The sequence below is a fragment of the Bartonella sp. W8151 genome (assembly GCF_016100385.1).
Taxonomy (GTDB): Bacteria; Pseudomonadota; Alphaproteobacteria; order Rhizobiales; family Rhizobiaceae; genus Bartonella; species Bartonella apis.
On sequence record NZ_JACFSO010000002.1, the window covers coordinates 222,678 to 237,126 of the forward strand.

Genomic DNA, 14,449 nt, shown 5'->3' on the forward strand with positions numbered 1-14,449 from the left:
ATTTGCTGTAAAATTATATGATAGAATTAAACAGTTGCTTGATATTTTTCAAGAAAACGTTTTCAATTCATTTTGAAAAGCCCAAGGGAGGAAACCCGTGGCAGCAGCATCTGAAAAGACAGCAATTCTTTCCGAAAATGCAATTTTGTTGAATGCGGATTTTCCCGACAAGGAGTCGGCCATTCTTGCCGCCGCTCAACTTCTTGTTGATGAAGGCGCAATTGAACCGGCTTATGGAAAAAGCATGTTGGCGCGTGAAAAGGTTGCCAATACGTGGCTTGGTTCGGGCGTTGTCATTCCCCATGGCATGGTGGAAGACCGCAACCTTGTCAACCGTGATGCGATTTCGGTTATTCAGGTTCCAAACGGGGTGGATTGGCAAAATGGCGAAAAGGCAAAACTGATTTTTGCTATCGCCGCCAATTCCGACGGCCATATTGAAATTTTAAAAAGATTGACCCGCCTTCTTAGTCATTCCGATGCTTTGCAAAAACTTGAAACGACGGGCGACAAATCGGCCATTATGGCAGCCCTTGTCGAAAATGACGAAGCACCAGAAAGTGAGGCCGCCGATCTTGGTATTAGCAAGGAATGGGTGCTTGATTATCCGTCGGGTCTTCATGCGCGTCCGGCGTCGATCTGGGTGGAATTTGCCAAAAAAAGCGGGCAAAAAATTCTCGTCCGCAATGGAAAAAGTCAGGCCGATATGACAAGCCTTGCCGGCCTCTTGCAACTGGGCGGGAAAAATGGTGACACGCTCGTTTTTTCAACCGATGCGGAAAATGGTGAACAGCTTCTGGGCGATGCGGTTTTAATGGCAAGAAAAATCACCTTGAGCGAGCGGGAAGCAGCCGAAAAAGCGGACGTAAAACCGAAGAAAATTTATGGCTTCCGGCCACCTTCAGGAAAAGCGGGAATTGACGGCCTCTCGGCAAGCCCCGGTCTTTCAATTGGTACAATTTTCATTCTGGAAAACAGGGCGGGTGAAGTCGAAGATAAGCCGGAGAAACTTTCTGAAGATGCCGCACGGCTTGAAAACGCTTTGGGGCGCACCAAAGACAAGATGAAAGCGATTGTTGATGATGTAACCCGTCGTATCGGCGCGTCGGATGCTGCCATTTTCAAGGCACAGGCCACCCTTCTTGATGATGACAATCTTATCTCTTCTGCCTGCCATTTGATGGCGGAAGGCCATGGCGTGGCATGGAGCTGGAACAAGGCGGTGGAAGAGGCGGCCAATGCCCTTCAACATATGGATAATCCTTTGCTTGCCGCCCGCGCGGTGGATTTGCGCGATGTCGGCGGGCGTGTCCTTGCCGAAATCGACCCGCTTTATGCCAAAGGTTCGTTCGAGAATATCGGTAACGGGGCAATTATCGTTGCGGAAGATTTAACACCCTCCGACACGGCCAATCTGGATCCTGAAAAAGTCCATGGTCTCATCACCGCATCGGGCGGGCCAACCTCCCACACCGCCATTCTTGCGCGCACTTTGGGAATTCCTGCGCTGGTTGCAGCGGGAAACAAGGTTTTTGAAGCAAAGAATGGCGAAAGCGCGATTGTCGACGGCTATAACGGCATTTTATATCTTTCGCCCACAAAGGAAGATGTCGAGGCTGCACAAAAGCAAATCGTCAAATTGGCAGAAGAGCGTGAAAAAGAAGTTGCCGAACGCGCCAAGCCCGCAAAAACCACCGACGGCCATGTAATCGACATTGCCGCCAATATCAACCGCCCCGATCAGGTTGCCTTTGCATTGGATGAAGGGGGTGAAGGTGTGGGGCTGATGCGCACGGAATTTTTGTTTCTGGAAAGCACAGAAACGCCCGACGAGGAGACGCAATATAAGGTCTATCGCGATATGCTTTCGGCATTAAATGGCAAATCGCTCATTATCAGGGCACTTGACATTGGTGGTGATAAACAGGTTGCCCATCTTGATTTACCGAAAGAAGATAATCCGTTTTTGGGGGTGAGAGGCGCGCGGCTCCTATTACGCAGAAAAGACCTGCTGGTGCCGCAATTGCGCGCAATTTATCGCGCCGCCAAAGAAGGCGGGGATCCGTGGATTATGTTTCCGATGATTATGTCGGTGAACGAAATTAGAGAGTTGAAAACGCTTGCCGAAGAAATCCGCAAAGATCTTGCCGCGCCGGTTTTAAAAATCGGCATTATGATCGAAGTACCGGCGGCTGCCATTATGGCCGATATTTTTGCCCCCCATGTCGATTTCTTTTCAATCGGCACCAATGATCTCACCCAATATACCATGGCGGTTGACCGGCAAAATCCCGATCTTGCGGCCGAGGCTGACAGCCTCGATCCGGCGGTTTTACGCATGGTGGAAAGAACGGTTGCAGGGGCAGAAAAAGCAGGCAAATGGGTGGGGGTTTGCGGCGGCATTGCCGGTGACCCGTTTGGCGCGATGTTGCTTTCCGGCCTTGGTGTCAACGAATTGTCGATGACCCCGCGCGATATTGCAACCGTCAAGGCAAGGCTCAGGGCAAAAAGCCTTGCCGATATGCGCAAGCTTGCCAACAAGGCTTTGCAATGTGAAACCGCCGAAGAGGTTCGCGCTCTTGACGAGGCCAAGTCATGAAAATTGCAACACTCACCGTCAATCCGGCAATTGATGAAACAATCCATTTGAAAAAACTTGAACGCGGGCATGTCCACCGTGCCGAAGAGGCGCGTTTCAATGCTGGCGGCAAGGGGATTAATGTGGCAGCCTGCCTTGCCGATTTTTCTGTCAAAACGGCGGTCACCGGTTTTCTCGGAAATGCCAATAGCCGGCTTTTTGAAGAGCTTTTTCAAAGCCATCATATTGAAGACCGCTTTATTCGCTATGAGGGGGAAACGCGCACCAATATCAAAATCGTTGACGAGGGCGAAACCACCGACATCAATTTGCAAGGGGTCAGCCCGACGGTGGAAGAAATCGCAAAATTGCAAAATATTGTCGATGATTTTCTTGCCGAAGGCGCGCTTATTGTCATGAGCGGCAGTCTTCCCCCGAAAATGGATCCGCGTTTTTATAGAAACGAGGTTGAAAGGGCAGGAAAAGGCGCAAAAATCATTGTCGATTGCAGCGGAAAAGCGCTTCAGGAATTGTTGAAAGCGGAAAAACTTCCCCTTGCTATCAAACCCAATATTGACGAGCTTTCGGCCTTTTCAGGTCAACAGCTTGAAAATGAAGGAGAGGTTTTAAACATTGCCCGTTCTTTGATTGACCGTGGAATGGCACTTGTTGCCGTCTCTATGGGCGAAAAAGGCGGGCTTTTTGTTTCGCGTGAAGGGGCAATCCACGCGCAATATTTGCTTTCGGGCGTCAAAAGCACAGTCGGGGCGGGCGATGCCATGGTTGCAGGCATTGCAAAAAGCATTTCCGACAATGCAAAACTTGAAGATATTGCACGCCTTGGCACAGCCTTTGCGGTTGGCAAACTTCAAAAATTCGGACCGGCTTTGCCGGAAAAGACGATAATCGAAAATTTGGCTCAAAAGGTAGAATGTCGGCGGGTCGGTTGATCGCCGCATTTGAACGAGGAGAAGAACATGACTTTGATAGCCTTGATAGATGGTGCGGGCGGCGGTGTGCATAGTTTGCTTGCTCGCGAAGTTCTTCAAAAAGCCGCAAGCGAAAGGGGCGTACTTTTAAGCCTTGAAATCGTCGAGACCGGAACCTTGCCTCGCATTCCCAAAGATGCCGGTGCCGACAGTTTGCTGCTTGTCAGCAACAATCATGATTGGCAAAGCGATCATGTGAAAAGCTTCAAAGGGCAATTGCAAAGGGTCACATTTGAAGAGCTTCTCAAAAACCCTTCTGCCATTATTTTTTCGGGAGATGGCGAAAATATTCCGGCAAAAAACGGGACAGAAAAAACGGTAGCTTCTGATCAACTTCATCAGGATGTCAATGATGCCAATCGCAGTCTTAAAATTGTCGGCGTGACATCCTGCCCGACAGGTATTGCCCACACATTCATGGCGGCCGAGGGGCTGACAGAAGCGGCCAAAGCTTTAGGCTATGAAATCAGGGTTGAAACGCAAGGGTCGGTTGGTGCCGGCACACCTTTGACGTCAGCCGAAATAGCCGCAGCCGATCTTGTTATTATTGCCGCCGACCGCGAAGTTGACCGCACCCGTTTTGCAGGAAAGCGCGTTTATTCCTGCCCGACAAAACCGGCCATCAATAATGGCGAAGCTTTGATAAAGAAAGCCATTGAAAGCGCTGAAGTGCAAAAGCAGAAAGCGGTTCAGGACGGGGAAAGTGCTGAAATGAGCGAAACGGCTGGCGGTGTCTACAAGCATTTGATGACCGGTGTCTCCTTCATGCTTCCCTTTGTTGTTGCGGGCGGGCTTTTGATTGCGTTGTCCTTTGCCATTGGCGGCGTTGGTGTCACCAGTCAAGAAGGCACATTTGCCAATGCACTTTTTGTCATCGGTTCCAAAGGCGGTTTTGCGCTGATGGTGCCCGCACTTGCGGGCTTTATTGCCTATTCGATCGCCGACCGGCCGGGCATTGCGCCGGGGATGATCGGCGGGTTATTGTCGCAAAATATCGGTGCCGGTTTCATTGGTGGCATTTTTGCCGGTTTCATTGCCGGTTACTCGGTTCGCCTTGCCATCAAATGGATAAAATTGCCGAAAAGCTTGCAAGGCTTGATGCCGGTTCTGGTCTTGCCACTCATTGCCACATTGATAACCGGCCTGTTGATGATGTTTGCCATCGGAACGCCGGTTGCAGCACTTCTTAATTTCCTCACCGAATGGCTCAAAGGCTTGCAAGGCACCAATGCCTATCTCCTTGGTGCCATTATCGGCGGCATGATGGCGGTTGATATGGGCGGGCCGGTCAACAAGGCCGCCTATGCAACTTCGGTTGCACTCATTTCATCTGGCGTTTATGGGCCGATTGCTGCAACTATGATTGCCGGTATGACACCGCCTATGGCCTTGGCACTTGCCGCATGGCTTTTCCCCAACCGCTTTACAACCGACGAACGCTCCTCGAAAGTATCAACCTTCATTCTGGGGCTTGCTTTCATCAGCGAAGGGTCCATTCCTTTTGCCGCACGCGATCCGTTCCGGGTCATTCCCGCGCTTGTTGTGGGGTCTGCTGTTGCCGGTTCCATTGCTATGGGGCTCGGCACGGGCCTCCGCGCTCCCCATGGCGGCATATTCCTTGCCTTTATTCCGGGTGTTGTTATCAATTATATCGGTTATTTTGCAGCCCTTATTATTGGTACCATTGTCACCACCATTGTGCTCGGGCTTTTGAAACAACCGCTTGTTGCGGTAGAAAAAAAGGCCTGAACGGCACACATTCCTTTCCGCCATAGGGTTTTATGGCGGAAAGTGGTTTCATGCGGAAAATGTTTTCATGCAGAAAGCGGTTTCATGCGAAAAGTGATTGACTAAAACGAGCTTTGCAAAATTTTGCTTGGAGGTTGAGGTCACAAAACCGGAACAGCTTTGTTGGAAAAAACGCCTTGACGGTGCGACGCTCATTGCCCTTGCTCCCTTCAAACTTGCTTTCAATTGGCCACAATGAAATCTGGCATTTCGGCGATAATCAAGTAGAACAGCTTATCAGAAAAATGTTTCAAAACTTTCATTTGGTAAGCCAAAAATACGCGCTCCCCCCAATTCATTTTGCCTTTAAAAACCGGAGGCGAAAGTTTACGACCTGTACTAAAAATATTCCTTTTAAAACCTTAAGTTGTGGAAACGTTGTTGAATAAAGAAATACAATGAAAACATCGCCTTTATTTGTTTTTTTCCCGGTGAGAGATTTTATTAATTGGCGCACACCGTGGCAGGCTTTTGAAACAGCTTCTCGAAACGCAAGCCAGTAAGGCAATCTGAAAGGCAAAGTTGATGACAAATAGCAAACCGGAAATGGCAATCGCCTATGACTTTGATGGCACATTGGCCGACGGTAACATGCAAGAAGCGCAGTTTTTGCCCAATATCGGTATGAAACCAAAGGATTTCTGGAAAGAGGTCAATCAATTGGCAAAGGAAAATCAGGCCGACAATGTGCTCATCTATATGAGCCGGATGCTCCGCAAAGCCGATGCCGCCGACATTTCCGTGCGGCGGGAAGATTTCAAGAAACTGGGCCAAACGGTCAAATTGTTCAAAGGCGTGGAAAGTTGGTTTCAGCGCATCAACGTTTACGGAAAATCAAAAGGGGTAGAGGTCAAACATTACCTGCTCTCGGCCGGTAATTATGAAATTATTGTCGGAACGCCGATTGCAAAAGAGTTTGCTGACATTTATGCCTCCAAATTTTTGTTCAACGCAAATGGTGTTGCTTTTTCACCGGCACTCGCCGTCAATTACACAACCAAAACACAATATCTTTTCCGCATCAATAAAGGGGTGTTCGATCTGAGCGACGATGTCAAGGTCAATCAATATGTGAACAAGGCAGACCGTCCGGTCCCCTTTGAAAATATGGTCTATATTGGCGACGGGACAACAGATGTTCCCTGTTTTCGTCTTGTCAAAGATCAGGGCGGGCTTTCTATTGCGGTTTATAAAGCCAATAAAAATGGCGCACACGAAACGGCTTCGAAATATATTGATGATGGCCGTGTCCAATGTGTTTTACCGGCAAATTATTCCGAAGGCAGCAAACTTGAAGAGGTGATCAAAGCCAATATTGATGTTGTTGCCGCACGCTCTGCCCTTAAAAATCTGCTCTATCATAAAAAACAGCCGCGAAAAACCCGCGCAAAAAAGAGCGATCAATAGTTACCTCTTTTCAAGAGCCCGCAATTCTGCCAACCCCGCCAATTTTGAAAGCGGGAAATGTTAGTCAGAACAATCCAATCTTTTTGATTGGGGGGCAAAATCTTTCCGGAAAAGCCACTTGAAAATTGCGCTGCAAAAGTCTTTCAAACACTGTCAATTGTTTTGCGATTGTTTTGATTGATTTAATCTTGAAAATGCGAAACCAAAATGACCGTGAGCAAAATCCGCTTCTTTTTGCCAAACGTGCAACGCCTCTTTAAAAAAATTGTAAAACCATCTTCAAACCGATAAAACCTCATTTGAATAGCGGAAGATTATCGGGAATATCGTCAAGTTTATCACGATAGAGGCTTATAAAAGTTTCAAGATCACAAAGCGTCCCAAGATCAGAAGCACCATTTTTCGCGCTTTCGTTTTTTTGCGGTGTTTTGGCGCTCTCCTGTTTTTCCGGTGCTTTAACACCCTTTGCTTTTTCCGGCGTTTTATCCCCTTTCTCGTCCATTCTGCCGGTTTCATCTTTTCCGGATAAACTGCATTCCGGATTGGTATAAATTTCGCGGGCAATCGGGTTTTTCTCTGAAAGTGGCGTTAAAAACCGCCATTCGTCAAGTGTTCGCGCAGCAAATGACAATTGCACGGCCAAGCGGCCGGTTTTGTTATTTTTATAACGCTTGAATATCAGCATACCACCGGGGGGAATATCGTCTGCCGGATAGGAAGCAAGTTTCCAATGAAAATCCAATATGGTTTTGATTTGTGAAATATTGGTGTCATGGCCAACAAATATAACAAGGGACGCTCCCAGTTCCGGATAGTTCGGTTCGGTGCCCGACGTTCTATCAGCAGTAAGGCTATCGGTTATTTCATGCATTAAAATATTGCCGCCGGTTCTTGCAATTTCCATTGTATTGTCGAGAAGATCATATTTTGCTGCATGAAGGCTCATAAGTTTCAACACATCGTCCGCATTTTTTACGTGCCCGAATGCCACATCCTGAAGGGGCAATCCCTCACTATATTGCAAGCGGATTGTTTCCGAAATTGCACTGGCAGAAGAAACAGGGCCGGTCAATTTGTATTTTCCGGATTTTGTTTTTTTGAAGCCCCATTTTTCGTCCAGAAATTGGCAATCTTTCGGGGCTTTGCCACACACGGTTTGGCGCAATAGCGCCACATCACCGGCATATTTTTGTGCCGCTTTTTCGGGCGAGCCGCCCATGGCTTCCATCACTTCATTGTCAACCTTTTTCGGGTCGGGGTGCGCCAGCCCCATTTCCACAGATTGAAAAAGCGGGTCTTTTTTTTGAAGCGGCAAATGGCTTGGCGTTATATCGCATCCGGGAAACATACCGTCGGTTAAAGCTTGCGCTGTTGCAACAGTCCGCTCGATAGGGCTTGCCCAGATGAAGACTTCATTTTTCTTCGGACAAGGGGAGGAGAGTGCAAGGCCTTCGCTTTTCCAGTTTTCAAACATATAGCGGGATTGGTCAACAATTCCCGCATAGCCATGGCCGCTCAGATTGCCGTCGGGGACACTCCATCGCGGCCAATTCTTGCCGGTTGCTTGATCGAGTTTTGCGGTGTCGTTTTGCGGGCGTACACCATGGCGCATCAAAACCACCACCTTGTCCAATGTGTAATCGGAAAAATCCTCACCGGCTATCGCCTCCGGCTTCAATATAGACAAACTCAACAATAGAACGACAATGAAAACCGCCATCAAGCGGCATATTTGAACCCACAAGAAACGGATTGTCGCAATAGGCATGTCGGTTGATTTTTTCATGTGCTAATCGCCTTCAAGCTCCGGCTTTAAAAAAATCGTCGTTCCACTCGAAAGAATGTCGTCAATTTCACAAATAGTCATTACGCGCTTTTTTGACAGGAAAAACGCAAAAACAAGCCGAATATTTCCCGCCGCTATTTTTGGGCAAAAGCTATTCCGCCTTCAAAAGATAGCATTCTTTTTTTCCACCATGCACAAAATGGCCGGAATGATGACAAGTCTTCTAAACGAATAATACATCAATAAGCACGCAGTCCGTGCGAGAAAAAATCCAAGAAAATAAATGAAAGTACAATAAAAAACAGCTCCCGCAGGAGCTGTCTTATTTGGTGCATATCTAGCTTGTTAACAGCCAGACCGCATTTTCTAATCTGTGAACATTAAATTATATGAAAATAACCAGTTGTCAATAGTTTTTTATTCTTGCTTATTTTTTCCTCTTGTTTAAATTTTTCAAGAATTTTGCGTGAGGGGAGCGGTTATGACTGCAGAAAATTATTCCAATGTTCGTTTTTCTTTCGATATTGGCACGAATTCTATCGGCTGGGCGGTTTTTCAATTAAATAACAAGCAGGAAGCGGTAAAAATTCTCAATGCCGGCGCACGTATTTTTAGCGATGGTCGGGATCCGCAAAGTGGTGACCCGTTAGCGGTAAGGCGGCGTACCGTTCGTTCGGCTTCCCGCATGCGCGACCGCTATCTCCGTCGCAGGAAAAGAACATTGGATAAATTGATAGGCTATGGCCTTTTGCCTGAAGATAAAGCCGAGCGTGATAAAATACTTCTTGAAACAAATGACAAACCCTCCGGTTCTAGAGATAAAAAGACCGACCCCTATTCGTTAAGAGCACGGGCACTTGAAGAAAAATTACCTTTGGCCTATGTGGCGCGCGCGCTTTTCCATATCGGGCAAAGGCGCGGCTTCAAATCCAACCGTAAAGCCGATCGTAAAAGCAATGAAAAAGGCAAAATTGCTGTCGGTATTGAAGAATTGTCAGGCTTGATGCACCAAAGCCACGCACCGACTTTGGGCGCTTATCTTGCCAAACGGCGTGAAGAGGGGCATGTCGTGCGCCTTCGGGCCAATTCCGAAGCGTTAACGGATAAGGCTTATGCCTTTTATCCCGAACGTTCCATGCTAGAAGACGAGTTCCGCAAAATCTGGCAATCGCAGGCAGAATATTATCCCGATGTTTTAACAAAAGAGCGGGAAGAAGAATTGTTCCATGTCATGTTCTTCCAGCGCCCGCTTAAAGAACAGAAAGTGGGTTTTTGTACCTTGGTTGAAGGCGAAACAAGGCTTGCCAAAGACGACCCGCTTTTTCAACAATTCCGCCTCTATAAAGAAATCAATGAATTGGCGATTATCCTTCCCGATCTGTCGCAACGCAAATTGACCATGGAAGAGCGCGATACGCTCATCACATTGATGCGTCCGGCCAAAACAAAAACATTTGCGGCACTTCGCAAAGCGTTGAAAATTCCGGCAGGCGGGCGCTTTAATAAAGAAACCGAAAATCGCAAGCAGTTAACCGGCGACGAAGTCTATTCGGTCTTTTCAAAACCGGAACTTTTCGGGGCCGATTGGGGCAAATTTTCAACAGTGCAACAGCGCGAAATTATTGACCAACTGAATAATGAAGAAAATCCCGATAAACTCGAAGAATGGTTGAAGGGCAAATTCCCGAAACTGTCGGATGAACAGCGGGCTGAAATCATCAATGCCAATCTGCCTGACGGTTATGGGCGTTTTGGCATTACAGCAACATCGAAAATTCTGGAACAATTGAAGAAGGATGTGATTAGCGAAGCCGAAGCCGCCCATCGTAGCGGTTTCGATCATTCATTGGCAAATCGCAATTGGAAGGGATTGGACGAGTTGCCACGCTATCAGGAGGTTCTGGAACGCCATATTGTTCCGGGAACCGGCGACAAGAATGATATTTATGACATTTATAAGGGTAGGCTCACCAATCCCACAGTTCATATCGGGCTCAATCAGGTTCGTCGCCTCACCAACAGGCTCATCAAGGCTTATGGCAAGCCGTGGCAAATTGTGGTTGAACTTGCGCGCGATTTGCCATGGTCGCAAGAGCAAAAACGCAAACATAATAAAACCAATAAAGATAACACTGATGCGGCCAAAAGACGTTCCGAACAACTTGGGGAAATCGGCAAAAGAGACAATGGTTATAACCGTCAATTGCTGAAACTCTGGGAAGAACTGGGGGATGACCCGAACGATAGAAAGTCCATCTATTCAGGAATACCTATAACCGAACCGATGCTGTTTTCTGGCGAAGTGGAAATTGATCATATATTGCCTTTTTCACGCACGCTTGATGATAGTAACGCCAATAAAATTCTTTGTCTGCGCGAAGAAAACAGAGTGAAACGCAATCGCGCACCGGATGAAGTTTCAGAATGGCAAGGCCGTTATGACGAACTTATCGAACGGGCAAAAATATTGCCAAAAAACAAGCAATGGCGTTTTACACGCGGTGCAATGAAAAAAGCCGAAGAAAATCGGGACTTTCTTGCCCGTCAATTGACCGATACCCAATATCTGGCAAAGCTTGCCCGCGAATATTTTGATAGCCTTTATCCGGGGGAAGAGGTGAACGAGGATGGCGAGTTCAAAAAAGTTCAACATGTATGGGCAATTCCCGGCAAGTTAACAGAATTGCTTCGTCGCAATTGGGGGTTAAATTCTCTGCTTGCAGCTGAAGGTGATGAAAACGCAAATCATCCTAAAAACCGTAAAGATCATCGCCATCATGCCATTGATGCCATGGTGATCGGCGTCACAACGCGCTCGCTTTTGAAACGGATTGCAACGGCTGCCGGAAGGTTCGAGGGCGAAGATTTCGAGAATTTTGTCAAAAAGGCAGTTTCCGAAATTTTGCCGTGGGAGAATTTCAGAAACGACGCGAAAGACGTTGTCGATAAAATCATCATCAGCCATAAGCAGGACCATGGCACAATAAGCCGTGCCGGTTACGCTCAAGGCAAGGGTAAAACCGCCGGACAGTTGCACAATGAAACAGCCTACGGCCTAACCGGTGGAACGGATGAAAAGGGCAATAAAGTTGTTGTCACGAGAGAGAATTTCTTGTCGCTCGAAAGTAAAGATATTCCAACAATTCGTGACCCGAATTTACAAGCCGAGCTTTATAGTGCAACGCAAGGTTTGGACAAAAAGGAATATCAGGAAGCTTTGCTCCGTTTTGCACGTGACCATAAGCGTTATAAAGGTATTCGCCATGTCAGGGTTCTCCTGCCTCGTAATGTCATTGAAATAAAAGACAAAAATGGCAAAGCTTATAAAGGCTATATGGGAAATTCAAACTATCGCTATGATGTTTGGGAAACTTTGGATGGCAAATGGAATAGCGAAGTCGTTTCAATGTTTGATGCGCACCAACCAAAATGGAGTTCGCAATTCCATAAAAATAACCCCACAGCGCGCAAAGTGTTGAGCCTGCAACAAAATGATATGGTCGCTTATAATGATCCAGAAAAAGGGCATGTGATTGCCCGCATTGTCAAATTCGGTCAAAACGGTCAGATATTTTTTGCTCCCCATAATGAAGCGGATGTATCGGCGAGGGATTCCAACAAAAACGACCCCTTTAAATTGACTGTTAAAACAGCAACGGGGTTGAAAAAAATGCAATTCCGGCAAATTCGTGTGGATGAAATGGGGCGCGTTTTCGACCCCGGTGCGCAGGACAGAGAGTCCAAACAGGCAAGATCATAGGAAATGAACCCTGTTTATAAAAAACTGTTGAGAACATGCCGTTTTGCGGCATGCTCTTTTCATGGAAAGAATAGTTGACATACCTGCTGATGGCTTACACCTTGCCATAAAAAGCACCTTGCCATAAAAAGAGGTTTTTTAACCATTTCCAGTCGAGAAGCGGAAGTGGGGCGGGTTGCGCTTGATGATATTGGAGCCTTAATTACTCATTCTTATGGTTTAAGTTGGACAAATCACGTCTTTATCGAATTGTCCGAACGCTCTATTCCAATCGTTTAATAACCACCGTCCGGTTGCTATCGTTTGGCCAGTAGAAGGCCATTCTGTTCAAGCTGTGCGGATGAAAGCGCAGGCTTCGGCACCAAAGCCGATACAAAAACAGATTTGGGCAGAAATCGTTCGTTGTAAAATCAGGCTACAAGGCGCAGTGCTCAAAGCTTGTGGCAAAGAGGGGACGGCTTTTGTCTCCATTGCCCGTCAGGTGCGTAGCGGTGACCCGGAAAATAAGGAAGCACAGGCCGCCTGAAAATATTGGAAATCATTATTCGGAACCGCCTTCAAGCGTGACATAGCACATGAAGGCACCAACAGCCTTTTAAATTATGGTTACATCGTTCTACGTGCACTTGTTTCACGCGCTATTTGTGCTGTCATCCAACATTGGGCGTTTTTCATTCACATCGTGCCAACGCCTTCGCGCTTGCTGATGATTTGATGGAACCTTATCGTCCTTTTGTTGATCGCCTGGTCTTCCGCCTGCTTACTTAAAGGAAAAACAAAAGTTGATGCCGAGGTAAAAACTTATCTTGCTTCACTTTCAACACTTGATTTGAAAAGTCATGTGGGAACGTCGCCTGTCAGCCAGCAAGTTCAATACTTTGTACATTCGGTTGCGGAAAGTTTTGAAACGGGAAAGGTCAAGTTGGCTTTACCCGATGAACGTTCAATTTTTTCTTTGCAAAACGATCCGGTCCAAATTGATGACGCATGGGGAGAAAATGACAATTATGACAGCCTATCTTGAGCGTGCAACATCGGGTCCTAAACATTTAAGCGGGTATCGATTAATGTGGATATGAGTTACTTTCGACTTACCGGTAGAGACAAGAAAACAGCACCACGACGCAACGAAATTCAGACAATTTTTGTTGGATATTGGCTTCGAGATGAGCCAGTTCTCGAATTATCTGCGTTTCTGTAACGGAAAAGAACAATTCGAATCTTATGTCAGGAAGATCGAATCCTCCTTGCCTGAACGAGGGAACATCTATATTTTCCAATTTACCGACAAGCAATATGAAAATATCGTAAGATTTTCCGATCAGGCACGTAGGAAACGTCAAAAAAATCCCGCCCAACTGGTGTTATTTTAATGAAAAACGGCATTTTTTTTGAAAAAATATCCACTTAATCCTTATAAAACAAAGGGTTAAGTGGATATCGGTTGTAACAGATTAGAAAATGCGGTCAAGCCGCAACCACTTTGTCGGCATGAGCAATGCATTCTCATGTTGTAACAGATTAGAAAATGCGGTCAAGCCGCAACAAACCAATAAACGGGTACGTTTGGGCACCCGTTGTAACAGATTAGAAAATGCGGTCAAGCCGCAACGCTATTGTGTGTAAATGTTTAAACGGTGTAGCATTGCAGGGGGAGGAACAAAATGGATGTAATAGTGAGCATATGGCTTCTGGTTGGCTTTATACTGTGCTGCTTCGCTGCAATAGGAAAGCTTGGGCACGTGATAAGACGGCGCACCGAGCACCCCATCAATCCTGAACCACGGCAGAATTATCAGACTAATCTACTTGATACTTCCATCCGTCCTGACAATCTAGAATTTGTCACACCGGGCGAGGCAACGAACCATCGCATCACCGATAATATTCAGTTTATGATTGAATATGTTGACAGGGACGGCGTGATAACCGAGCGTGTAATAGAGCCTCTGAATATCTATCGGATAGCCGGCAAAGCAACAATCTATATTGATGCTTTTTGCACTGTCCGCAATGCCATGCGCAGCTTTCGCAACGATCGCATTCTGTCGGCACGTGACATGCAAAACAATCAGGAAATTGCTAACCTTGGACGCTATTTGTGGGAGCGATACTGAACTTACTCTCTTCATGTGTTCGCT

Annotated in this window: 10 protein-coding genes, 1 pseudogene and 1 CRISPR repeat array; of the genes and pseudogenes, 10 read left to right on the forward strand and 1 reads right to left on the reverse strand. The window is 46.8% G+C overall.

Annotation, left to right across the window (positions count from 1 at the left end):
- The first annotated feature begins 97 nt into the window (after window positions 1-97).
- The 4 genes from ptsP (at window position 98) to H3V14_RS03955 (ending at window position 6,762) form a co-directional block, all read left to right on the forward strand.
- Window positions 98-2,599 carry a phosphoenolpyruvate--protein phosphotransferase gene (gene ptsP, locus H3V14_RS03940; protein WP_198226792.1) on the forward strand — a complete coding sequence of 834 codons (2,502 nt, stop codon included), beginning with the start codon at window positions 98-100 and terminating at the stop codon, window positions 2,597-2,599.
- Window positions 2,596-3,528 (forward strand): 1-phosphofructokinase, encoded by a 933-nt coding sequence (pfkB, locus tag H3V14_RS03945; RefSeq protein ID WP_198226794.1) that lies wholly within the window; start codon window positions 2,596-2,598, stop codon window positions 3,526-3,528. Before ptsP ends, pfkB begins: the two co-directional genes overlap by 4 nt.
- A gap of 27 nt (window positions 3,529-3,555) precedes the next feature.
- Window positions 3,556-5,316, forward strand: a complete 1,761-nt coding sequence (locus tag H3V14_RS03950) for a PTS fructose transporter subunit IIC (protein WP_198226796.1) — start codon at window positions 3,556-3,558, stop codon at window positions 5,314-5,316.
- Between the two features lie 564 nt (window positions 5,317-5,880).
- Window positions 5,881-6,762, forward strand: coding sequence for an HAD family hydrolase (locus tag H3V14_RS03955; protein ID WP_198226798.1), 882 nt, complete (start codon window positions 5,881-5,883; stop codon window positions 6,760-6,762).
- 295 nt (window positions 6,763-7,057) lie between these two features.
- Here the strand turns inward: H3V14_RS03955 and H3V14_RS03960 are convergent, their stop codons facing one another.
- Window positions 7,058-8,548, reverse strand: a complete 1,491-nt coding sequence (locus tag H3V14_RS03960; RefSeq protein ID WP_198226800.1) for a histidine-type phosphatase — start codon at window positions 8,546-8,548, stop codon at window positions 7,058-7,060.
- A 481-nt stretch (window positions 8,549-9,029) separates the two neighbouring features.
- Between H3V14_RS03960 and cas9 the strand changes: the two genes are divergently transcribed.
- The 6 genes and pseudogenes from cas9 to H3V14_RS03985 all read left to right on the forward strand — a co-directional run bounded on the left by cas9 (window position 9,030) and on the right by H3V14_RS03985 (window position 14,425).
- Window positions 9,030-12,308 (forward strand): type II CRISPR RNA-guided endonuclease Cas9, encoded by a 3,279-nt coding sequence (gene cas9, locus H3V14_RS03965; protein WP_210326542.1) that lies wholly within the window; start codon window positions 9,030-9,032, stop codon window positions 12,306-12,308.
- Window positions 12,309-12,648: 340 nt separating this feature from the next.
- On the forward strand, window positions 12,649-12,834 hold the full coding sequence (locus H3V14_RS10825) for a hypothetical protein (RefSeq protein WP_246784992.1): 186 nt from the start codon (window positions 12,649-12,651) through the stop codon (window positions 12,832-12,834).
- 134 nt (window positions 12,835-12,968) lie between these two features.
- Window positions 12,969-13,076, forward strand: a complete 108-nt coding sequence (locus tag H3V14_RS10830) for a CRISPR-associated endonuclease Cas1 (RefSeq protein WP_246784994.1) — start codon at window positions 12,969-12,971, stop codon at window positions 13,074-13,076.
- A complete protein-coding gene (locus H3V14_RS03975) occupies window positions 13,042-13,332 on the forward strand; it encodes a hypothetical protein (protein ID WP_198227170.1) in 291 nt (96 codons plus the stop codon). The genes H3V14_RS10830 and H3V14_RS03975 overlap by 35 nt, the downstream gene beginning before the upstream one ends.
- A 67-nt stretch (window positions 13,333-13,399) precedes the next feature.
- Window positions 13,400-13,681, forward strand: a pseudogene (cas2, locus tag H3V14_RS03980) (CRISPR-associated endonuclease Cas2); the annotation flags it as partial.
- A gap of 70 nt (window positions 13,682-13,751) precedes the next feature.
- Window positions 13,752-13,920: a CRISPR direct-repeat array (repeat unit 36 nt; unit sequence GTTGTAACAGATTAGAAAATGCGGTCAAGCCGCAAC).
- Between the two features lie 52 nt (window positions 13,921-13,972).
- Window positions 13,973-14,425, forward strand: coding sequence for a WYL domain-containing protein (locus H3V14_RS03985; protein ID WP_078039854.1), 453 nt, complete (start codon window positions 13,973-13,975; stop codon window positions 14,423-14,425).
- The last annotated feature ends 24 nt before the right edge of the window (window positions 14,426-14,449 follow it).

Bases quoted from the DNA above. Each gene is read 5' to 3' on its own strand.
- H3V14_RS10825 (WP_246784992.1), top strand. From the start codon at position 12,649: ATGAAAGCGCAGGCTTCGGCACCAAAGCCGATACAAAAACAGATTTGG.
- pfkB (WP_198226794.1), top strand. From the start codon at position 2,596: ATGAAAATTGCAACACTCACCGTCAATCCGGCAATTGATGAAACAATC.
- H3V14_RS03960 (WP_198226800.1), bottom strand. From the start codon at position 8,548: ATGAAAAAATCAACCGACATGCCTATTGCGACAATCCGTTTCTTGTGG.
- cas9 (WP_210326542.1), top strand. From the start codon at position 9,030: ATGACTGCAGAAAATTATTCCAATGTTCGTTTTTCTTTCGATATTGGC.
- H3V14_RS03985 (WP_078039854.1), top strand. From the start codon at position 13,973: ATGGATGTAATAGTGAGCATATGGCTTCTGGTTGGCTTTATACTGTGC.
- H3V14_RS03950 (WP_198226796.1), top strand. From the start codon at position 3,556: ATGACTTTGATAGCCTTGATAGATGGTGCGGGCGGCGGTGTGCATAGT.
- H3V14_RS03955 (WP_198226798.1), top strand. From the start codon at position 5,881: ATGACAAATAGCAAACCGGAAATGGCAATCGCCTATGACTTTGATGGC.